Source organism: Aestuariibacter sp. GS-14 (assembly GCF_006494365.1).
Lineage (GTDB): Bacteria > Pseudomonadota > Gammaproteobacteria > Enterobacterales > Alteromonadaceae > Alteromonas > Alteromonas mangrovi.
In genome coordinates, this window is the sequence record NZ_VHIP01000004.1 from 201,746 (window position 1) to 222,881 (window position 21,136).

Annotated in this window: 21 protein-coding genes; 10 read left to right on the forward strand and 11 right to left on the reverse strand. The window is 48.4% G+C overall.

Annotated elements, in window-relative coordinates:
* Position 1: 1 nt before the first annotated feature.
* On the reverse strand, positions 2 to 367 hold the full coding sequence (locus tag FJ444_RS08740) for a type II toxin-antitoxin system RelE/ParE family toxin (protein WP_140957845.1): 366 nt from the start codon (positions 365 to 367) through the stop codon (positions 2 to 4).
* Between the two features lie 579 nt (positions 368 to 946).
* On the opposite strand from FJ444_RS08740, the gene FJ444_RS21635 reads away from it, so the two are divergent.
* Complete coding sequence (locus tag FJ444_RS21635; protein ID WP_255439090.1) at positions 947 to 1,834, forward strand: hypothetical protein; 888 nt, start codon at positions 947 to 949, stop codon at positions 1,832 to 1,834.
* A gap of 83 nt (positions 1,835 to 1,917) precedes the next feature.
* On the opposite strand, the gene FJ444_RS08750 is transcribed toward FJ444_RS21635, so the two are convergent.
* The 4 genes from FJ444_RS08750 to FJ444_RS08765 form a co-directional block, all read right to left on the reverse strand.
* The gene (locus tag FJ444_RS08750) at positions 1,918 to 2,490 is read right to left on the reverse strand and encodes a hypothetical protein (protein ID WP_140957846.1); all 573 of its coding nucleotides are present in this window, start codon (positions 2,488 to 2,490) and stop codon (positions 1,918 to 1,920) included.
* Positions 2,491 to 2,504: 14 nt separating this feature from the next.
* Positions 2,505 to 3,689 carry a serine protease gene (locus FJ444_RS08755; RefSeq protein WP_140957847.1) on the reverse strand — a complete coding sequence of 395 codons (1,185 nt, stop codon included), beginning with the start codon at positions 3,687 to 3,689 and terminating at the stop codon, positions 2,505 to 2,507.
* 262 nt (positions 3,690 to 3,951) lie between these two features.
* Entirely contained in the window at positions 3,952 to 4,197 is a 246-nt protein-coding gene (locus FJ444_RS08760) for a SlyX family protein (RefSeq protein WP_140957848.1), read from the reverse strand.
* Positions 4,194 to 5,144, reverse strand: a complete 951-nt coding sequence (locus tag FJ444_RS08765; protein WP_255439104.1) for a WD40 repeat domain-containing protein — start codon at positions 5,142 to 5,144, stop codon at positions 4,194 to 4,196. Before FJ444_RS08765 ends, FJ444_RS08760 begins: the two co-directional genes overlap by 4 nt.
* A gap of 340 nt (positions 5,145 to 5,484) precedes the next feature.
* Between FJ444_RS08765 and fkpA the strand changes: the two genes are divergently transcribed.
* Positions 5,485 to 6,246, forward strand: coding sequence for an FKBP-type peptidyl-prolyl cis-trans isomerase (gene fkpA / locus FJ444_RS08770; RefSeq protein ID WP_140957850.1), 762 nt, complete (start codon positions 5,485 to 5,487; stop codon positions 6,244 to 6,246).
* A gap of 300 nt (positions 6,247 to 6,546) precedes the next feature.
* On the opposite strand, the gene FJ444_RS08775 is transcribed toward fkpA, so the two are convergent.
* A complete protein-coding gene (locus tag FJ444_RS08775) occupies positions 6,547 to 6,831 on the reverse strand; it encodes a hypothetical protein (RefSeq protein WP_140957851.1) in 285 nt (94 codons plus the stop codon).
* Positions 6,832 to 7,070: 239 nt separating this feature from the next.
* Between FJ444_RS08775 and greB the strand changes: the two genes are divergently transcribed.
* The 4 genes from greB (at position 7,071) to FJ444_RS08795 (ending at position 11,928) form a co-directional block, all read left to right on the forward strand.
* On the forward strand, positions 7,071 to 7,559 hold the full coding sequence (gene greB, locus FJ444_RS08780; protein ID WP_140957852.1) for a transcription elongation factor GreB: 489 nt from the start codon (positions 7,071 to 7,073) through the stop codon (positions 7,557 to 7,559).
* 109 nt (positions 7,560 to 7,668) lie between these two features.
* The gene (locus FJ444_RS08785; RefSeq protein ID WP_140957853.1) at positions 7,669 to 8,370 is read left to right on the forward strand and encodes a hypothetical protein; all 702 of its coding nucleotides are present in this window, start codon (positions 7,669 to 7,671) and stop codon (positions 8,368 to 8,370) included.
* A 119-nt stretch (positions 8,371 to 8,489) separates the two neighbouring features.
* Positions 8,490 to 9,350, forward strand: a complete 861-nt coding sequence (locus tag FJ444_RS08790) for a hypothetical protein (protein ID WP_140957854.1) — start codon at positions 8,490 to 8,492, stop codon at positions 9,348 to 9,350.
* A 253-nt stretch (positions 9,351 to 9,603) separates the two neighbouring features.
* Positions 9,604 to 11,928 (forward strand): Tex family protein, encoded by a 2,325-nt coding sequence (locus FJ444_RS08795; protein WP_140958049.1) that lies wholly within the window; start codon positions 9,604 to 9,606, stop codon positions 11,926 to 11,928.
* A 78-nt stretch (positions 11,929 to 12,006) separates the two neighbouring features.
* Here the strand turns inward: FJ444_RS08795 and FJ444_RS08800 are convergent, their stop codons facing one another.
* From FJ444_RS08800 to bioH, 3 genes are all read right to left on the reverse strand, one after another.
* Complete coding sequence (locus tag FJ444_RS08800; RefSeq protein WP_140957855.1) at positions 12,007 to 12,921, reverse strand: putative metalloprotease CJM1_0395 family protein; 915 nt, start codon at positions 12,919 to 12,921, stop codon at positions 12,007 to 12,009.
* 5 nt (positions 12,922 to 12,926) lie between these two features.
* Complete coding sequence (locus FJ444_RS08805; protein ID WP_140957856.1) at positions 12,927 to 13,259, reverse strand: hypothetical protein; 333 nt, start codon at positions 13,257 to 13,259, stop codon at positions 12,927 to 12,929.
* Between the two features lie 148 nt (positions 13,260 to 13,407).
* On the reverse strand, positions 13,408 to 14,223 hold the full coding sequence (gene bioH, locus FJ444_RS08810; protein WP_140957857.1) for a pimeloyl-ACP methyl ester esterase BioH: 816 nt from the start codon (positions 14,221 to 14,223) through the stop codon (positions 13,408 to 13,410).
* Positions 14,224 to 14,418: 195 nt separating this feature from the next.
* Here bioH and FJ444_RS08815 point away from each other — a divergent pair, with 195 nt between their 5' ends.
* Positions 14,419 to 15,033 carry a ComF family protein gene (locus FJ444_RS08815; protein WP_140957858.1) on the forward strand — a complete coding sequence of 205 codons (615 nt, stop codon included), beginning with the start codon at positions 14,419 to 14,421 and terminating at the stop codon, positions 15,031 to 15,033.
* A gap of 55 nt (positions 15,034 to 15,088) precedes the next feature.
* On the opposite strand, the gene FJ444_RS08820 is transcribed toward FJ444_RS08815, so the two are convergent.
* The gene (locus FJ444_RS08820; RefSeq protein WP_255439092.1) at positions 15,089 to 17,755 is read right to left on the reverse strand and encodes a M14 metallopeptidase family protein; all 2,667 of its coding nucleotides are present in this window, start codon (positions 17,753 to 17,755) and stop codon (positions 15,089 to 15,091) included.
* Positions 17,756 to 17,877: 122 nt separating this feature from the next.
* Here FJ444_RS08820 and nfuA point away from each other — a divergent pair, with 122 nt between their 5' ends.
* Positions 17,878 to 18,456 (forward strand): Fe-S biogenesis protein NfuA, encoded by a 579-nt coding sequence (nfuA, locus tag FJ444_RS08825; RefSeq protein WP_140957859.1) that lies wholly within the window; start codon positions 17,878 to 17,880, stop codon positions 18,454 to 18,456.
* A 21-nt stretch (positions 18,457 to 18,477) separates the two neighbouring features.
* On the forward strand, positions 18,478 to 18,705 hold the full coding sequence (locus tag FJ444_RS08830; RefSeq protein WP_140957860.1) for a hypothetical protein: 228 nt from the start codon (positions 18,478 to 18,480) through the stop codon (positions 18,703 to 18,705).
* On the opposite strand, the gene FJ444_RS08835 is transcribed toward FJ444_RS08830, so the two are convergent.
* Positions 18,680 to 19,945 carry an MATE family efflux transporter gene (locus tag FJ444_RS08835; RefSeq protein ID WP_140958052.1) on the reverse strand — a complete coding sequence of 422 codons (1,266 nt, stop codon included), beginning with the start codon at positions 19,943 to 19,945 and terminating at the stop codon, positions 18,680 to 18,682. The genes FJ444_RS08830 and FJ444_RS08835 overlap by 26 nt on opposite strands.
* A 96-nt stretch (positions 19,946 to 20,041) precedes the next feature.
* Between FJ444_RS08835 and FJ444_RS08840 the strand changes: the two genes are divergently transcribed.
* Entirely contained in the window at positions 20,042 to 21,127 is a 1,086-nt protein-coding gene (locus FJ444_RS08840) for a polysaccharide deacetylase family protein (protein ID WP_140957861.1), read from the forward strand.
* The last annotated feature ends 9 nt before the right edge of the window (positions 21,128 to 21,136 follow it).

Sequence of the window (21,136 nt, forward strand, 5' to 3'; positions counted from 1 at the left end):
CTCATTTCACCTCTACCAGACTGCCGGCTTTAATAGCTTTTTTTAATTGTTCATCGCTGTAAGCGAATAACTCTTTTGCTAAACGCTTAAGTGCTTTCAACTCTTTACTGTCGATGTTTTCCCGCGCGTTTTTGGAAAAGCCATATAGAAAAAAGGCTTTATCATCTACTTTAAAAGCTAGAATAGTTCTTAGTCCTCCACTTTTTCCTTGCCCTTCAACGGGCGCACGCTTTTTATAAACATGACCGCCTAAATCGGCATCGATTAAGCCTTGCTCCATCTCAATCAAAGCATTCTTAAGGGCACTATCCGTCAGCCCTTCTTTCTTTGCCCACTTCGAGAACCACCTATTTTTTAATATGCGCATTTTTCTCAAGCACTCAAACTATAGCACTTAGTGGCATATTTTGGGTACTCGAATTTTGGAGCAATTAGGGGAAGAAATTTACTGGTAGAAGATGTTTCAGACAAAATTACAATTCGGCGACAAAATAAGTACACGTTTCAATCTCTCAACAATGTTAATTCATCGATAGTGTGCCTAAGTCAGCGCTTGCAGAAAGCTGTACTCTTGAACAGAAAGTGTGTGTAAGCGAGTCTACTAATTTTTGTGATATACCATTTATAGGTTTTAATGACTTACGACTTATAGGCTTTAATGCTTTTTAGCAGAAAGGGGAATGAGGAGATCTCTGCGTTTCCGTAGCTAGTAACAGTGCATACGCTATAAAGAGCATGCGATTGAGGCAGCTCAATATGAAAATCTCATCGAGATGATTGGTGCTAATTCGAGAGAAAGATAAAACCTATAAATGTATTAGCAACAATGCACAGGCAACGCTACCAATTAACTGTTTGAGCAAAGAAAACTATTCATCAAAAAGCGCATTGTGGTTTACTAACAATAAATAAACCGTGCTCACAACATAAATGGAATTTGCGCTACATGAAGGATTGGCTAAACCGCGTTAGTAAAGGCTGGGAAGCGGCGAAAGCGGAGCTGGATACTAAGCTTAGGATGGTAAAAGAGCATATCGGTGCTTTGCCGGTAATTGTGTCGCTTGAACGCAGCGAAGCTAAGGATGTGCAGTTCGATGAAAAGCATTACTTTGTGATCCCCAACCACACCAGCGAAATCGGCTTTTCGTTACACACCATGCGCGCATTGCCAGCCGATGCACCGGAAATCAACAACTTGCCGAAACGCCGGGTGTTTCATTTTCCTAATGAACATTACGAAGGCGCACTGCGTTTGCATATGCTGGAAACCGCCCGCAGCATGGCTATTGAAACCAATAGCCATACGCAGAGTACGCTGGAAAAGCTGGCCGATGATATTGACGCTATGGACAGCAAACTCACTTACGGCATGTTGGCGGTGGGCGCGTTAGCGGCAATTTTTAATCCTCTCATTGGTGCTGGCATTGCACTCAAAGCGGTACTGCCGAGTATTTCAGGCATGTTGTCTCGCCATGGTCTCAAACCACTGGGCGAAAAAGCCACACGGGCGCAGATTGAGCAAAAAGCTAAGCAGGCGGAAGAGCATGTACTTGCCCAATTTGCGGCTGCCACCACGCTCAAAGTAACTAATCCTATCCTCAACGAACTGGAATTTGCTCTTCGCACCAATGAGCAGCAGCACGATCCGCTACACGACCCCAATCTGGCAAACGCCAGTTTACCCGCGCTTGAGCATTGTGATTGGCGACATCTGACAGAATTGGCCATTAGCCACGTGTACAAAGAAATACTGGCAGACCCATCTATGCATACCAAGGCCAAACTGGGGCCAGAGGATATTCGCTGGTTAGAGGTTTTGCTGGCGGGAAAATAACACAACCCTCATTTGCAAAAAGAAAGTAGCGGGGCATTGTTAACCAAAGCCCCTGCCGAATAGAGTGTATTGGTATTAGCTTATTATTCGCTAAAGTACTCCCAGTACTCAGCAAAGGTTGCCTGGGAAATATCAGATTTACTCAATTCATTGAGGAATTGCGGCAGCGTATCTAACAAAAACTGCTCCTCTGTTGGCGTTGTCTGATGTTCTTTGTAGGCAGAGGTCCAAAAATTATTCACGTCTGTTGAGTCCATCATGTACTCAAAGCTCTCAATAGACTTACCCTGAACAAATACATCGTAACGCACCTTAAACTCTTTGTTCGACACGACCGGGATGATCCCGAGAGTACTGGCCGACAACATCAGTGACGAAAACTGGGTACCATCCTGTTTAGTTCGATGGCCTTTGAGGACTCGCACCCCAATGGGCAATCCAACCGCTTTGTCGTCCAGGGCTGCAAACGCGTTGTATTGCACTAATTTTTCTTTAAACGACTTGTCTTCAACGTTGGTAACAAAAAATACAGGAGGGTAAGCCTTACCCTGATGCGCATAATTAAATATAACCGCGTTACTTTCCTGCGCGATAGCATTAGATAAAGCTGCGAAACTCAATAAACATGAAGCCAGGGCAAACCGATACTTTTTCATTATTCGAGACTCCCTTACTTGTAGCATAAAACTTGATTGGTATATTCGACGGCCAGCTTTGAAGCTTCTTCAAAGTTGGGAGCCGGTTCACTTGCACTGAACGAAAACCCGCCTTTGGTTAAAAACTTCGCTAGCAGCGAAGTGCCAATAGCAAAGTTAACGTTTTGAGAAGTAGTTCCTGCGCTGTTCAACATCATGCGTTGATTTAACGATCCAGACACTACGCCCAACAGTTGCCCACTATAATCGACTACTGCACCACCGCTATTGCCCGGCTGTACTGGCGCGGAAAACTGAAAGCTGCCTCTTGCGCCTTTTAACCCACCCTGAGAAGTAACGTTTCCAACGGTAAGCGAAGGGTAGTCAGAGAGTAGGTTAGACAGCGGGAATCCTGTTGCAAAAAGTGGCTTTCCTAGCGTCACCTCGAGTTCGTCACGAATAGAGATACTTTGCGGATTCTGGTAATCCGTGGTGAGTACTGCAAGGTCAAGCAACTCACTCGATTTGGCTATGTTAGCAGCATAAGTTTGTCCCTTGTGCTTAACCTCAACCAAAATACATTCACTCACAACATGGGCGGCAGTAACCAGAGTGCCGTTTTTATCTATATAGAATCCAGTTCCTGAACCCGCAGGACTCATGTCATCAAAAAACGCTTTAATGGTTATTGGCGTGGCGGATTCCGCCGCTGTCGCTACCAGATTGCGTTCCTGCGAATTAACAAACTCGATCAGGAGCTCCTTCACACTTTTTACAAAGGCGTTATATACGGCATTAAAATCGTATACCCCCCCTGTTCCGCTGGCGCTGCTTTGCACCTGACGTTTAAACACGGTGTCGCCACTACGGTTTTTAATCACCAGTTCCAAATCAGACTCATAACCACCCCAAACATAGTCCCAGTCACTTACCGCCCCAAGTTGAATTAGGTAATCAAAGTTACTGGATGAAGTCAGTTGTTCGCTACTCGTGAAAAAATCTTTCATCACGAGTTCGGTGGCTTCTTCCAACTTGCCGTAAAAATTGATTTTTCTTTCGGGCGTGCTTTTATCAACATAAAACGCAGCCGTTACATCCAATGGAAGCTGAATGTTCGCATTGAGTTTGCTTTTGGTTTTTACCTGTGCGGCATTTTGTACAGGCGTGGCTTCACACCCCAGCAATATCAGGGATATGAGCATAACAACGAGTTTTTTCATGTAATTAGCAATCCGTTGGTAGATAGGAATTTTCACCAAAAAAGCATAGAGGACAGTTTTATAATGGTGCAGACTAGAGTCCTTTCAGCCTTTTGATTGATTATGCGTCAGCCACGCCATGAATGTAAAGGACAGCTCCCCCACGGGGAAATAGGCTATGGGGTTACTTTATGAAAGTAATTAGTGCAGCTATTTAGCCGCGAGAGAATGATGAGCCGACAATAACGTTATTGCGGCCCATCAACCTGATGAATCTGTTTCATCAATAATGCGGTGGCGGGGTCTCTTCCGACATTTTCGCAATGTTCGACGGCTCCATGCCTTTTACCTTATCGATAACATGCTTTAACTGGAATTCCATCTTCTCCAATTGACGCTGCTGAGACGACAACGCATCATTGAGCGCTTCAATGGTATGCTCCTGAAACGCCAGCTTGGTTTGCAGTTCTTCAATAGCCTGATTAGCGGCAGCCAGATCATGCGCGAGTTGTTGTGGATCAGATGTCATGGTGATGAAGTGCTCCAAAGTTCAGCCAAACCACTGCTGCTAACCGACAACACATGTTGTGAGTCGATAAAGCCTACAGCGTATACCACCGCAGACGGCGGGGTCATATTTTCGCGCGGTGCTACTTTCCATTCAGCCACTTGCTCACCGGTTTGCACGTCCCACAGGTAAACACGCCGTGAAGGCGCCCCTGTTAGCAAGTACTTACCATCTTCAGAAAACACCGCGTCGGTAAAGATTTTCTGGCGCGCAATATACTGCAATTGGCTAATGGGTTCACCTGTTTGCACATTCCAAATTTGCGATTTTTGCTGACTGTCTGCGGTAAAGGCATAACGTCCAGCGTCATCCAGCGCCACCAGGGTGACGCGGCTTGGATGCGTAAAGGTATGAATAACCTGGCCGGTTTGGGTGCTCCACAAGTAAGCCACATAATCATTCCCCCCCGTTAAGGCATAGCTGCCATTAGGGGTAATATCCACACTGTTAATGCGTTCCTGATGCCCCAGAAATTCGATGCGTCGCCCGGTTTCTGGTTCGAAATACATTACCTTGCCGTTTGATCGCCCAACCAAAATGCCCTGGCCTTGGTTTGTAACAGCAATATCGCGAATCGTGGATTCATCGATGCGCCAAAACCCTACAGGCTCGCCACTGGTTAAACTCCACAGTGCAAATGCTTCGCGATCTGCAGTAACAGCAAACTGACTATCGGCTCCGATATGCACACTGGCAACTAAATTATCGCCTTCGCCCTGATGACTCCATTGAAACAGCGGTTGTGCCTCACCATAACGCCATACGTGAATACCATTGTTGATGCCCGAAACCAAACTCAGCTTGCCATCTGACGATATATCCGCTGCGTAAGCGCCTTCTTCCACCAAGCGCCAGCTGTTATCTGGCGTGGTTTCGGGCACACTGCAACCCCATACCACCAGCACCATGAGGCATAGCGATGCATAATGAAGGAACAATTTTACGGTTGTTGTGGTCATAAGCGTTTACTGTTGTCCGGCCAAACCTGTTTATGGGGAGGTAAAGTCAGCCTTGTGTATTAAACCCAACGATTTACCTACATTGTAAAACACCCTGAAAACGGCGCAATGTGATTCACTAAGCGGTTGTACCTGGTATTTCATCGGTGGGGACTCGTTTTTTACACCAAGCGTGTTACAGTACCTGAGTTTATTATCGGACGCGAAAAAATTACCTTTACATACGGCATATTATGCGGGCTACCTTGGCTTTACGCATTGCCGGATTACATCTACAACGGAGAAGTTTATGCAAAAGTCGATTGTTGCCCTTTCGCTAATCGCAACCTTAGGTCTGGCAGCATGTCAGCCACAGCAAAGTGCAACTGAGCAAGCACCTGCTATGAAAAAAGAAGAAATGACTGACGCCCAAAAACAAGCCTATGCGATGGGTGCCAGCATGGGTATGTTTGTGTACACACGTAACAAACAAATGGAGCAGTTTGGTGAGAGCCTGGATACCGCTGCCATAATGCAAGGCATGAAAGACGGCATGAACGACACCATGTTGTTTGAAACAGATGAAATTCAGCAACTGGCGCAAGCCGGCGAGCAGGTAATGCGTACCAAACAACAGGAACTGGCAAGCAAAGTTGCTGAAGAAAACCTAGTAAAAGGCGCAGAATTCCTGGCTGAAAATGGCAAGAAAGATGGCGTTGTAACCACAGAAACCGGTTTACAGTACGAAGTAATGGTAGAAGGCGAAGGCGCAAGCCCGGTTGCTACCGACACGGTTAAAGTGCATTACAAAGGCACCCTGCTGGACGGTACTGAATTCGATTCTTCATATTCACGTGGCGAACCAGCTGTGTTCCCGCTTAACCGCGTTATTATTGGCTGGACTGAAGGCGTTCAAACCATGAAAGAAGGCGGCAAAACCCGCTTCTTTATTCCAGCAGAGCTGGCCTATGGCGAACGCGCTACCGGCAACATTACACCTAATTCAACACTGATATTTGAAGTAGAGTTACTGGAAGTAGTGAAGCCAGAGCAAGACGCTGCGGGCGAGTAATAGCCAGTCTGGTTGCACAATTGCAACACAGTAAAAAAGGAAAAGCCGACAGAAAATATGTCGGCTTTTTTACAGCACCAGTCCCTGCTTGTCTGTGAGTCCCTACTTTCCTGCACCATTACAGCCTTACAAATAAGGCCAATGGATGCGCCCAAATAGTTATTCGGGCTACGCTTGTCAGACAGTGTTTGTTTGTCTCTTTAAAGGTAGTACAAAAAGCCAGCTAATCCAGCGAAAACCGGCTAATGTTTAGGAATGAATTGTTCTAAAAACGGTGTGTTTAAAACAGTAGGGAGAGAGTTAGGATAATACGCTACGACGGCGATCCGGTGGCAGCTTAAACTTACCCACTTTTTGCAACACCATTTTTCCTGCGCGATACATCCCCAGACCAACCAAAACAGAAATAATGGTTCGGGTGTCTTCGTGCTGAGTAAGGGCTTCAATGGTGGTGATTACAAACATCAACACGCCAGTAATTAACAGCACGAATCCCATCAGTGCCAAACCGAGCACACCTGCTGGTGCATTTCTCAGTGGAGACTCTGTTGTGTCTGGTTGCTCATTTTGTGTTGGTTGACGCATAATCCCTTCAGTTCAGGTAAAGTCGATGCCAATACTACTTAGTCACTACAAATGTGACATCGTTCAGTTAATTTACAATTTGATTACACTAATCGACTTCGCTATAGGGCACTACGCACCTTTAGTATAGATTATAGTCATTAATGCGATTTATTTACCCAAGTTACAGTATTTGTCGCAATTATGCTACACAAGTTATCGTCTGTTTTCGGAATTTTTTTAAATTTTTTTAACAACTTATGGCAAAAACACCGTTAATTACCCGAAAGGGCTACCAAAAACTCAGAGACGAGCTGGATCATCTCTGGCGAGTTGAGCGTCCGGAAATCACCCGTAAGGTAACCTGGGCGGCAAGCTTAGGAGATCGCAGTGAAAACGCGGATTACCAGTACAACAAGAAAAAACTGCGCGAGATAGACCGGCGTGTAAGGTACTTACGCAAGTGCCTGGAAAATCTTAAAGTCGTGGATTATCACCCCCAACAAGAAGGCAAAGTATTTTTTGGTGCCTATGTAGAGCTTGAAAATGACGATGGCAAGGTATTAACGCTACGCATTGTAGGCTACGACGAAATCTTTGATCGCAAAGATGTGATCTCAGTAGACTCGCCGATGGCCAGGGCGCTAATTGGTAAGGAAGAAGACGACGACGTAACGGTTACCACGGAAGCCGGACGGTTTGAATGGTGGATCAATAAAATTTGGTATGACACCAGCGACCGTTTGTAGGATTAGATGAAACCGATATAACGATCAATTAACAATTTCTATGACAACCATAATTTCAATACGATATAGTACTGTCGCTGTTTTTTGGTAGTTAATGGAAATAATAACAATGAACTTAAATGGTAAAACAATAAAAAGCGCACTAATCGTAACACTTGCTCTCGTGCTAACTGCATGTGGCAGCACACCTCAACCCACCGTTCAGCTTCAATCCAACCAGATAGGCACAGATAAAAAAGTAGCCTTTGTGTACGTCGGACCAGAAGACACAGCGGCCACTACACACATTTACGGCGCAGGCTGTTTGCTGTGTTACGGCGTTGCGTCGGCACTCACAAGCACGCTGGATAAACACCTGGAAGGTACAATTGACGCAACCGAATTGAATGCACTGAAAGATTTGGTGATTCAGGAATACCGTCAGTACAACAGCGATATGCAGGTGGTTACACTGAACACCCCTATCGATAAACTGAAAAAATTCAAAGGCGAGCTTGGCTTTGCAGAAAAAGACTTCCGCCCGTTGAAAGATACACTGAATGCAGATGTACTGGTTGTATTTGAACTGTACGAGCACGGTGCCTATCGCAGCTTCAGCAACTACATTCCCAATGGTGACCCACAGGGCTATGTAAGCGGCAAGCTGTACACTATCGACCTAAGCACTAACGCTTACATTCAGTATCTGGTGATCGACCAAAAAGTTCAGCCTGAAGGCGTGTGGGATGAACCACCTACATTCCCAGGTGTAACCAATGCCTATTACCAGGCAATAGAAAACGTTAAGCAGAAACTGGCTGACGCAATATAAAGCCCTATCGCATTATGTTTTCTTTCAAAACAAAATGGGCCGGCATATTTCTGCTGGCCACACTTGTGGGGTGTAACAGCACCCCATACCGTGATGATTACGCCAGACACGTGAACACTATGAAGAAATCCCCGCTGGAAGCATCGAGTTTCCAAATGATTTTTTCAGACGGTGACCAGGTGGATTTGCGAGCCCTTTACGACAACGACACCACCATGGGCAGCACCAACATGATGTATCAGGGCGCACCAGGTGCCGCTGGTCTGATTGCGTTGGTTGCGCAAATTGGCGTACACAGCTCCATCGTGTCGTCACAACGTGAGGAAAGACTTGCCTCCCTGCAAGACTCAGCCAATTCACAAATTCAGCCTTTATTGAATTTAACCGGCGGCATGCAGTTGTCGGCATTATTGGTTCCCGAACATCAGCCGTGGTTAACCACCTCGCTTAATCCGGAAACCGATACGTTATACATTAAGCCTATTTTTTTCAGTAATACGGAAATGACTCAGCTTAGTGTGAAGGTTGTTGCCTGGATCCCTGATCCCAAAGGTTCCAAGAAACAGCCCGATAAGTATAAAAATTTGATCCAGGTACTCAACGCCCCTTTGTCTGCCGAGCAGCGCACCCAGTTAATCAGCGGCGATCAGGCAATGTTGCAATCAATGTTGTCTGATCTGCTGAGTACTGCACTGGAAATTGCGCATGGTGCTACCACTGGCAAATTTGCCAATGTGCAGAACACCATGAAAACTTATAAGTTGCCCAATTCAGACAAGAACAAAGTGTTCAGGGCCACGCATATAGCCGACACCTGTGAGCACACTATTGTGCGAAACCTGCGGCAATGGCTCATTGCCATTCCCAAAGCATCAGCTGAAGAAGACCAGCTAGCCAGTCAGTCTGCCGACGCCAATCAGGCCAATGCAGATAACACGGCGGCCGCGTCTGCGGAAGGCCAATGTACAGCGGGTGTGTAAACACCCGTTGCTTTTCATTTATTCGCAATTACCTGTATTTTGCCGCCTGCAAGCGTGCTATTGATATCTTGCAAAGCGGTGTGACACCCGCACATTCGGTGCTATACTCACAGCCCTGACACGCCGGGCAAAACCCGCTTATTCCTATGTGTAGCAAATAGAATAAGTAGCTGGTTGCTCTGTTACACAACAATCGCATAAAGGTAGGAAAGGGACGCTTTCCATAACTTACGACTACCGCCTGAATTCCATGATGATTATAAATACTATTGCCAACGAACTTGCCGTTAACCCTAAACAGGTTGAAGCCGCAGTAAAACTATTGGATGAAGGGGCTACCGTACCGTTCATAGCCCGTTACCGTAAAGAAGTTACCCAAGGACTGGACGACACCCAGTTGCGTACACTTGATCAGCGCCTTACCTATTTGCGCGAATTGGAAGACCGCCGTCAGGTGATCATAAAATCCATTTCAGAGCAGGGTAAACTTACCGATGTGCTGGCTGCGCAAATTCAGCAAGCCGACAATAAAACCACGCTGGAAGATTTGTATTTACCGTATAAACCGCGTCGTCGCACCAAAGGCCAGATAGCTATTGAAGCCGGACTGGAGCCGCTGGCAGATGCGCTGTTTAGCGACCCCACGCTAAACCCAGACAACACGGCAGAAGCGTACGTTAACGCTGACAATGGCGTAGCCGATACCAAGGCCGCTCTGGAAGGCGCACGCTACATTCTTATGGAGCGGTTCGCAGAAGATGCAAGCTTACTGGCTAAAATCCGTCGTTATCTCAACGACAACGCGCACATTCGCAGCCGCGTTGTTGATGGTCAGCAAACGGCTGCCGTAAAGTACAGTGACTATTTTGACCACAGTGAAAAACTGGTGAACGTACCGTCACATCGCGCACTGGCCATGTTCCGCGGGCGTAACGAAAACATGCTGCATATCCAGCTAATCGCAGATCCCGGTCAGGAAGACTCACCTGCACAAGTATCACATTGCGAACACCTGATTGCCGAGCACCTCAATATACGCAACCAGGGTCGGGCGGCAGATGCCTGGCTGGCGCAGGTAGTGCAGTGGACCTGGAAAATTAAAATAGCCCTGCACATGGAAACCGAGCTGTTTGGTCAGCTGCGCGAAAAGGCCGAAGAAGAGGCCATTAACGTATTCGCGAAGAATCTGAACGATCTGCTTATGGCAGCCCCAGCAGGTGCCAAGGTGACTATGGGTCTGGATCCGGGTTTGCGAACCGGGGTAAAAGTGGCCATTGTTGATGCAACCGGAAAAGTAGTGGGTACCACCACCATCTTCCCTCACGCACCGCAAAATCAATGGGAAAAATCTCAGCGCACACTGATTAACCTGTGCAAGCAACACAAAGTGGAATTAATCAGTATTGGCAACGGTACGGGCTCGCGGGAAACCGACAAGCTGGTAGCAGAACTGCTAAAAGCCAACCCTGATTTGGGCGCACAAAAAATCATGGTAAGCGAAGCCGGCGCTTCGGTGTATTCGGCCTCAGAGCTTGCCTCTAAAGAATTACCTGAGCTTGATGTGTCGCTGCGTGGCGCAGTATCAATTGCACGACGCCTGCAGGATCCACTGGCAGAGCTGGTAAAAATTGAACCCAAGGCCATTGGTGTGGGCCAGTACCAGCACGACGTAAGTCAAAGTATGCTGGGTAAATCACTCGATCAGGTTATTGAAGACTGCGTAAACGCTGTGGGTGTAGACGTGAATACTGCGTCACCTGCGCTACTAAGTTATGTTTCAGGGCTAAACAAAACCCTGGCGCAAAACATAGTGAATTACCGCGATGCCAATGGTGCATTTGCCAGCCGTAAAGATCTTAAGTCTGTTGAGCGCTTAGGGCCCAAAGCCTTTGAACAAGCCGCAGGATTCCTGCGAATTGTTAACGGCAGCAACCCGCTCGATGCTTCAGCAGTTCACCCCGAAGCCTACCCGGTTGTAGATGCGATTGTGGATACCACAGCTGTAGCGGTGAACGATTTGATTGGCAATACCGACCTCTTGCGTAAGCTAAATCCCGAACAGTTTGTCAGCGACGCCTTTGGTGTACCTACCATCAAGGATATTTTCAAAGAACTCGACAAACCCGGCCGTGACCCTCGCCCGGAATTCAAAACAGCCGCGTTTAAAGAAGGTGTAGAAACCATCGCCGATTTAAAACCCGGCATGATCCTGGAAGGTGTGGTTAGCAACGTGGCCAACTTTGGTGCGTTTGTAGATGTAGGCGTGCATCAGGACGGTCTGGTGCATATATCAGCACTTACCAATAAATTCATTTCTGATCCACGTGAAGTAGTGAAGGCCGGTGATATTGTTAAAGTGAAAGTGCTGGAAGTAGACATTCAGCGCAAGCGCATTTCCTTTACCATGCGCATGGACGACACGCCGGTACCGCAGCAAGCTAAAGGGAATAAGCCAGCTAAGCAGGGTGCAAAACCCAAAGCCAGCCAACATCAGGGGCAGGCAAAACCGGCCGCTGGCGGCAACAGCGCAATGGGCAATGCCTTTGCCGATGCCTTTGCCAAAGCAAAACAGAAGTAACGTTACACCAAAACACACAGGCAGCTCAGTGAGCTGCCTGTGTGTTAAATAAATCAGGAAAAACGCATTACGCTCGCGTTACGCTGTGGCGGTGAAACCCTGAGAGGCGGGTTGATAAACCGCCTGATAATATCCGGCAATGATCTGATTGCGCTGCTGCATTTGAGCAACATCCATATCTTCAATATCCAACGAGCGCTGACCGCCTGCACTGCGCGAATCGATGTCGTTTTCTACCGCCAGTTCTTCCAGTTTTCGCGTGGGAATATCAGCCGGTGAGACATCCACAATGTCGTCAAGGCTAGGGGGTTGTAATGCAGCTTCCGGATCACCTGACACATTCTGCTTGCGCTCTTTAGCAATCTCATTACGCGCATCAAAGGCAATACGGGATGCCTCAGCAGCTACCTGTAAATCTTGCGGCGAAGGTTCAGCCGGCGCCAGAGCAGCGGTTCGCACTTGCTGCATTTTGCGAATGGTTGCTTCGGGTGTGGATTCAGATGAAATATCAATAGACACCTGACCATCTACAGCATAACGCTGGCCGTCGGGCCCGCGCTGAAAATCAAACTGGGGCGAACCGGCAAACTGACCACCCGCACTGGCATGAGCCTGCTCATGCGCCCTGACTTCCTGGTCACGCTGCTTCAGCGTTTCAACTTCGCGTTGTTCACTTTGCTGCTGCTGACGCTCACGCGCGTCTTCTTTACCGGTGCTTTCGTCTTCAGTATTGTTGAACTGTTGATCCGCTGAGCTTTGCCCCTGACTGGTCTGATTGGGCTGAGGACGCTCATACGTTAGCGGCTGCGCGAGTTTTACTGACGACTTTAATTTATCGGATTCTGAGCCAAGGCCTTGTTCAGCACTGCCTTGTTTTGCGTCAGACGCCTGAGGAATGGTTTCGCGAACAAGGTTATCACGCCGGGCAGCCTCGGTGTTCAGGTTTGCCGTTGGAATGGCAAATGAGGAGGGGATTGGCGTAACGATATTCATAGCTATCAGGCCAGCGTATCGATTATTTTACCTACCGTGTCGTTTGCAACATCAATTACCTTGGCTGACGCCAGAGCATTATTACTGTACAGCTGCATCGACAACAAGCTCGACGTGAGGCTGTCACCACCCGAAGGCAATAACTTAGAAGTATTAGACAAACTCTGAAGTGCTGCATTAGCAAGCAGCTCGGTTGGCCCATTCGCTGCAACATCCTGCTGTGCCGATCGTTGGGCAATATTCAGCGCAGACTGCGTCATGCCGTTAAACGACCTCTGCAATCCAAACTGGCCCGAAATGATGGCCGAGTTGATGTTATTCGCAATTACCCCAGACATACACTACCTCTACTCTCTCATGGCTAATTATTAACCAATATTGGCAATTTGAAAAGGAATATGTCGTGGTGTAGAGCCCCTTTTTGATCGCGAACGCAGCGATTTCTTTACAGCGGCTATACCCAAAACAGGTATATATACTCAGAAACTAGCTACAGTGTTTGTCGATTCGCGTCAGATTGTGCACAAAATTACTAATAATATCGGCTGTTTGCGTAGGGTGACTAATGAACGGCGCATGCGCGGCATGTGGCATCACCACAGTATCAGCAGACGGGTGTAACTCGTGGATCCTGTCGATCCCACTGGTGGGTACCAAACTGTCTAGCCGGCCATACAAACGCAGGGTTGGCTGGCTAATACGCCCTATGTCACTGCGCAAATCCACACTTTGCAATAACTGTAATCCGGCTTCGAGTGCATGCAACGATGGATTTGGCAGGGTTTTAACCTGCTGGCGAATAGATTTAACGTCTTGTTTGGCCGTTGCACTTCCCATGGCCTGAATGGCAAGGAATCGGTCTACGGTTTTATCGTAATCCCGGGCCAACTGCTCACGGAACATTGTAAGCACAGCAGGAGCAATGCCGGGCCAGCACTTATCGGCTACAAAATAGGGTGTGGATGCGATGGTGATGAGTCCCGCTACGCGCTTACTGTGATACAGCGCCAGATGCTGAGCCACGAGTCCACCGAGAGACCAGCCCACCACAATGGCATTATCGGGCAGGATAGAGGCTACCGCCTCCGCCAGTGATTCCAGGGTATATTCATCCGGCAGCGTAGATGCATTAGCACCAAAGCCGGGCAAACACACACGGGTAATGCGAAATTGATCGCGCAAATAAGGCAGAAACCCCGTAAAAACGGCACTGTTCATACCCCATCCGTGAATAAAAACCAGTTCTTTTCCCGTTCCCTGGGACAGGCTTTCAAGCCTCACATTAGTGTTACGCTCAACCACGCAATGGCTTCCTCTTGAAGGTTTGGAAAAGTGTACCTGAGCACGGTAAAAAGCGGAATAAAAGTTTTTAAGTGGCTGCGGGCAACGTTGCACAGTTGCTTGCCCGATAGCCTGTGTTATTTGTGCCAGCAGCCCGCGGCTGCGCAAGTATGCCGTACGTGCGAGCACGACTGTTTATACTTTAACTATCCCGTCGTGCCTGCCAATCTTTTGCAGTGGCCCCCGATTAAAAAGGGCCTGACACGCGGATACTACTCATCGGTATATGCCTGTGGGTATTATCAGTGGCCGCTAAACCAACTGGTGAAGCAATTTAAAACCGGTCACCCTCAGTTAGCTCAAACGCTGGCTGAATGGTTTGTAAGGTATGCATGGTCATCAGAAGCACCTTTGCCTGGCTGTATTTTACCCGTCCCTACCTCTGCGTGGCGATTCGCCAGACGCCGTTACCATCAAACCCTGCTGCTCGCCAATGCAATAGGCCAGAAGCTATCTGTGCCGGTTTATACCGACTGGGCAAGCAGAGGCAGCTTGCAACGAAAACAACAATTGCTGGGCAGGCAGGCCAGACTTAACAATCTGACTCAAGCTTACACACTGAGCGAAACCTCATTGCCCTCGCGAGTGGCTATTTTAGATGATGTAGTTACCACAGGCGCTACTGCCGCTACACTCAGTAAAATGCTGAAAGCGGCTAATCCGGATATTCAGATTGACCTTTGGGCCATTGCCATTACGCCTTCAAAACCAGATTCGGCTGCCTTGGTGCCAGGTAGTATTCGGAAGTTAAGAATGAAACTGCCAAACTAGTTAGAACAACAAGGCTACCAGTGTTGCGCTGGTAGCCTGAACTGTTGCAGACGGACTAGCGAATGGCTTCCGAGAGCATTAACGCGTTGCTCATGAGCTTACTGGTACCATACCAGTATCCGCGAAACTGCGGGTTGTCGGTAAAGCCAATTACCCGTCCTCTACCCATAGTTTGCGCTATCACGGCTACACTACCGGCAATTTCATCGGCCAGCACATCGGCACTATATCCTGCCACCAACGGCGATTTCGTGTAGCGTGCAGGCACGTTAAATGGTGACTGACTACTGCTTACAATCATGTTGGTGGTTTTAAACAAGTGTAAATAGGGCTCATCAAAACCGTAAAACAGCGGATGTGAAATATCGATATCAGCTTTATACACAGCACCAGCAATCAGCTTTTTCGCTGCCAACGCATCGCGATCAGCATAGGTAAGCCCCGATTCATCAAACAAGCGATCAACGTCATTGCGGTCGGTTACCTGCAATGACAACCACTTTTCCTTGGCGAATAACGACAGGGCAGACATTTGCCCAATCAGTGTTCCACCGGCTTTTACCCACTCGCCTATCGCTTTGGTGTCTTTATCACTTAGCTCGTAACGGCCTGCGGCAAACACAATATGTGAATACTCAGACAAATTAATCCTGCCTAGACGCGCTTGCTCAACCAAGGTAATTGGCATCCCAACCTGGGTATCCAGGTAATGCCAGATTTCGCCAACCTGATAGGGGTCGGCACCTTCGCCACCTACAATCAGCACTTTAGGTGCCTGTACCGGCACCATACTGCGGCTCCCCAGGTCATTGCCTGCTGATGTTGAACCACTGGTAATGGAATACACGGGTACTTGCTGTGTTTGACTCGCGCTGGCAATTAACCCTGCCAGATTATCTGGTTGAGCCAATCCGGCAGGAATCACTATGCTGCCCGGCTCAAATACCTTTTCGCCGCCTGTGGTAGCAGCGGTAATTGACCCTGTGGCAATACGTGCATTCACCCCCGACGATAACAGCGTCTGTAATAATGCAGGAGACTTAAAGTGATGCCATTCAAAGGCATAACCATAGGCATTATTGGCAACCACTGGCAACGCGCTCTCATGTTTTGCGCCGCCTTTTACGCGCTTTAATTCCCGCGCCGACATCGACGCATAGTTCAGGTCAAATGCCAGCGGAAGGTTCCAGTTCGATACATCATAAAAGGTGTTGTCCGGAAACTGCTGTTGAGTAGAAAACAACGACTTGATTAAACGGTATTTTTGCTGATCCAACGGCACTACCAACGAATGGGGTGCAGAATATGTTTTGTCATTTGCCGATACATCTTCTGCGGGCACAATAAAATCAATATTGTGTTGTTCCAGCACCCATTTAGCCTGCGCTAAACGCCAGCTGTCATTGGGCTCATTCAGTACATACGCAGCGACGCTGTCATCCTTGATTAACGATTGAGTTTCGTTGAAGAAGCGTCGGGGATATTCCGTTAACGCCGCTTTGTTTTTTAATGCGCCATCGAATACCGCCAACGACATTGTGAACTGATTCTGTATGGTCTGCGCGAATTCAACCGGGCCATTTACCGAATCCTGTATATGCCCGCGGCTACTGGCTTGTTCAAACAAAATACCAATACTGCCCTGGGCATCGGGGTAAGTAGATCCTTTGCCGTAGTAAAAATCGTCAAACCCTTCCTGGCTGAAGTACAGTGTTTTTTGATCGTCAAACGCCTGCACAAAGCTCTCAGCCAATGCCTCGGTTAACCGAACATTGCCTTCCGGGGTAAATGGGTTTTTTCGACTGGGTACACCCGGCTGGAAGAAATAGGTGCTGTCGGTGCCCATTTCATGAAAATCAGTCAGTACATGAGGACGCCACTTTTGAAATTGTTTAATGCGCGCCTGGGATTCAGGATGAACCAACATGAGCCAGTCGCGGTTCAGGTCGAACCAATAATGGTTGGTGCGCCCGTTAGGCCAGCCTTCGGTATGCTCCCGGTGTTCCGGATCCGACGACAACACCTGACCTTTGTGCATATTTGCCCATTGAGCAAAGCGCGATAGCCCATCCGGATTAAACGATGGATCCAGCAATACCACGTTATTTTTAAGCAGGGCTGTTACCCGGGCATCACTGGATGCGGCTAGGTAATACGCCACCAGCATTGACGCATTCGCCCCAGACGGCTCGTTACCGTGTACGCTGTACCCCATGTACACAACCAGTGGCGCATTGTCTGCAGCCCGGGTCCCCTGAGCAACATTCTCAACGTGCTCCTCACGCCATTTGGTCAGGTTTTTACGATTTTCAGGTGCGGTAATGGTTAACAACAGTAACGGGCGCTGTTCATGGGTATAGCCGGTCACTTCCAGGCTAATCCGATCCGATTTTTCGGCCAGTATTTCCATGTATCGCACCAGTTGGTCGTGGCGCACATGCCAGGTGCCAACCGGGTAACCCAATACGGATTCTGGCGTCGGAATAGCCGGATTAAGTGCGCTGTTTGCCGGTAGGTAAGCATTCGCTGGTTTTCCTGCTGCCAGTGAGAACTGACTGCTCAATAAAAATACCAGCGCCAATCCGACGGAGGCTGCATAGCGCGGCTTTTGTGACTGAGAGTGTACGAATGCGTTGGCATCCTGTGCGCGATCACTGCTGACTACACACCGGACTACCTTCCGGATATGCATCCAGAAACCGGTTTGAAAGACTTTCATCATTGTATTATTGAGCCTTGTACTATCTGTCGTGCATTTAGTCTGATTATCTTTAATACCCGAGTGTTTTACTCAAGTAAATTTGTTATCATGCCTACAATTCTATGATTATGCAGGACTCTATCATGATCTCAATATCTACTGAGGCGCAGGCTCACTTTGTTAAGCTTCTGGCTAACCAGGAGTCTGGCACAAATATTCGGGTGTTTGTGGTCAATCCAGGTACGTCTACCGCCGAGTGTGGCGTGTCTTACTGCCCACCAGACGCGGTTGAAGCTACCGATATGCGATTGCCGTTTAATGGTTTTGAAGCCATTGTAGACGAAGAAAGCGTACCTTACCTGGAAGCAGCCGAAATTGACTATGTCACGGATCAGATGGGCTCGCAACTGACGCTCAAGGCGCCTAACGCAAAAGCGCGTAAAGTGGCCGATGATGCCCCGCTGGTAGAACGCATTAATTACATGATTGAATCTGAGATAAACCCTCAGTTGGCCAATCATGGCGGTAAAGTGGTGTTGCTGGAAGTCACCGAAGAAGGCTACGTTATACTGCAATTCGGCGGCGGCTGTAACGGTTGCTCCATGGTTGACGTAACACTTAAAGAGGGTATCGAGAAGCAAATGCTCGAGCAATTTGCCGGCGAAATAAAAGGTGTACGCGATGCCACCGAGCACACAGCAGGCGATCATTCTTATTACTAAGCGGGCAACACTGCAACGCGCATGGACACGGTAACCCCACCCAAAGGCTGGCATCGATTCACCCAGGGCCTGATTGTATTTGCTCTGGGTTTTATTACCATGCTGGCCGGTGCCTGGTGGTGGTTCCCGTTGTATTATGCCGGTATTGTTATTCTGTTGTGCGGGTTCGGTTGGGCTATGACAGGTTACCTGGCACTACTGTGGTTCAGGCTTACCAAAAACATTAACCCTGCTCGTCGCAACGATTAACGTAATACCGGTAAAAGCTTCCTGACAGTGTTACCCCCCGGGCGAGTAGAAAGGCCAGTAGAGCCCACCACAAGGCTTCATTACCAGCGTCACGCAATACAAACCACACCGGAAAGTACACCCCCAGCGCACTGATGATCATGGTGTTACGCATGGATTTAGCGCGAGTGAGTCCCACAAATACGCCATCAAATAAAAAGCACCAGTGTGCCAGTAACGGCAGCCATACCATAAGAGGCAGGTAAGGCATGGCGGCCAGGTACAAAGCCTCTATGTCGGTAAGCAGCAACACAATTGAACTGCCAAACCAGTAAAACGTGAGGGCATAGCCAACTGCCACTACACTGGACCATATCAGCCCGCGATGCGTTTGCCTGATCACACCTTGTTTATTCTGTGCCCCGGCAGCTTCCCCTACCGTAGCTTCTACGGCGAAAGCAATACCATCCAGCCCAAGCGCAATTAGCACAAAGAATTGCATCAGAATGGCATTTACCGCTGTCGCCGTTTCGCCATAACGCGCGCCCTGAATGGTTAAAAATGCCAGGCAGGCCTGAAGGGCGAGATTGCGAAGCAGCATATCGCCATTTAGTTTCATCAACACTTTTTGTGCGCTGCGTCCAAACCACTGCCAAACTGGCTTTACATGACTGATTCGGCGCATGGCAACAACAATCCCCAACAACGCCATCGTGTATTCAGCTATTACACTTGCCAGCGCCACGCCTTCAACGCCCATGCCCAACGACCACACAAACACAACATCCAATCCGGCATTAAGCAGGTTACCAACTACCTGTATAACCAGGACTGCCCGGGTTTTCTGTTGGCCCACCAGCCAGCCAATCAGTGCAATATTGGTTAACGCCGCTGGCGCACCCCATACCCGCACATGAAAGTATTGCCCGGCAAATCCTGCCACCGTTGCAGAGGGTTCGGTAAGTGCCATACCCATCCATAACACGGGTTGTTGTAACGTTAGCAATAGCAGACCAATTACCACGCCTACAAATGCCGTTTGATAGCAGGTTTTGGCAATGTCCTCTTCGCTTTGCCTGCCTCTGGCCTGGGCACTTAATCCGGTTGCCGACATACGCAGAAAGCCGCACACCCAATAAAGTTGCGTAAGGATTAATCCGCCAATAGACGCGCCAGCCAGGGGGGCCGAAGCATCCATGTGCCCCATAACGGCCGTGTCTACCAAACCCAGTAAGGGCGTGGTAATGTTAGCCAGGATCATGGGCACTGCCAGTGTGATCAGGGTTATGTGAGCGGGCAAACCCCGTTGTAAATACGCAGCGCGGGTCACAGCAGTCCGGGCAAATAAGGAGAATGCATGCAGTCTATCATGAGAGCCTTCGGTTTCTCGATGTTGATTTGGGGTGTTACCGCCGCATTCAGCGCAGTACAGGCAAAAGAGCTTAAAAATGTAGGGGCAGTTATCCTCCTGTATCACCATGTTGCCACCAATACACCGCGAAGCACTTCTGTAACCCCACAGGAATTTGCCGAGCATTTGGCGTTCATAAAGGCCAATTACATAGTGTTTCCACTGAAAGACATTGTAGAAGCAGCCAGACACAATAGGCCGTTGCCCGATAACGCATTGGCAATCACGTTTGACGATGGATACGACAATATCTACGAGAACGCCCATCCATTACTAAAAGAATATGGTTTTCCTTATACTGTTTTCATTAACCCCTCGGTAATTGGTGTTCAGTCGAACCAGTTAACCTGGGACACAGTTAAGATTATGCACAAAGATGGCGTAACCTTTGCCAATCACACCCTGGATCATTTGCATATGCTGGAGAAACACGCTGGTGAGAATAACAACCAGTGGCTGACCCGAATTTGGCAAAATGTAGAAGAGGCTGAAAAACAAATCACCGGGCACATTGGTGAATCGCTCAAATATCTGGCCTATCCGTTTGGCGAGTACAACGAAATGCTGGCAAACAAGGTAAAAGAACAGGGTTACATCGGCTTTGGGCAACATTCAGGAGCGGTGGGGCCCTTTTCTGATTTAGCCGCTATTCCACGGTTCCCCGCTGCCGGGCCCTACGCAAAGCTCTCAACGCTGAAAACCAAAATGGCCAGTTTTGCCATGCCGGTAGTTTCAGTATCACTGTCCAATCCGGAGCTCACCGGTGCTGAATTACCCGGACCTTTTACGGTTACGCTGGATGAAAACGTCGCCAAACAATTGCGTTTAAATCAGGTAACCTGCTACTACCAGGGCGATGCGTTGCCGGTTGAGACAGACGCGAACCGCTTTAGTTTCGAACTCAGCAAAGCGCTGCCTGTAGGCCGCTCCCGAGTAAACTGCACAGCGCCATCAAACAGTATGCCGGGTCGTTACTTTTGGTATTCAACACCGTTTTTCAGGGCCGACAAAAATGGAAACTTCCCGGATTAACGCGGGGAT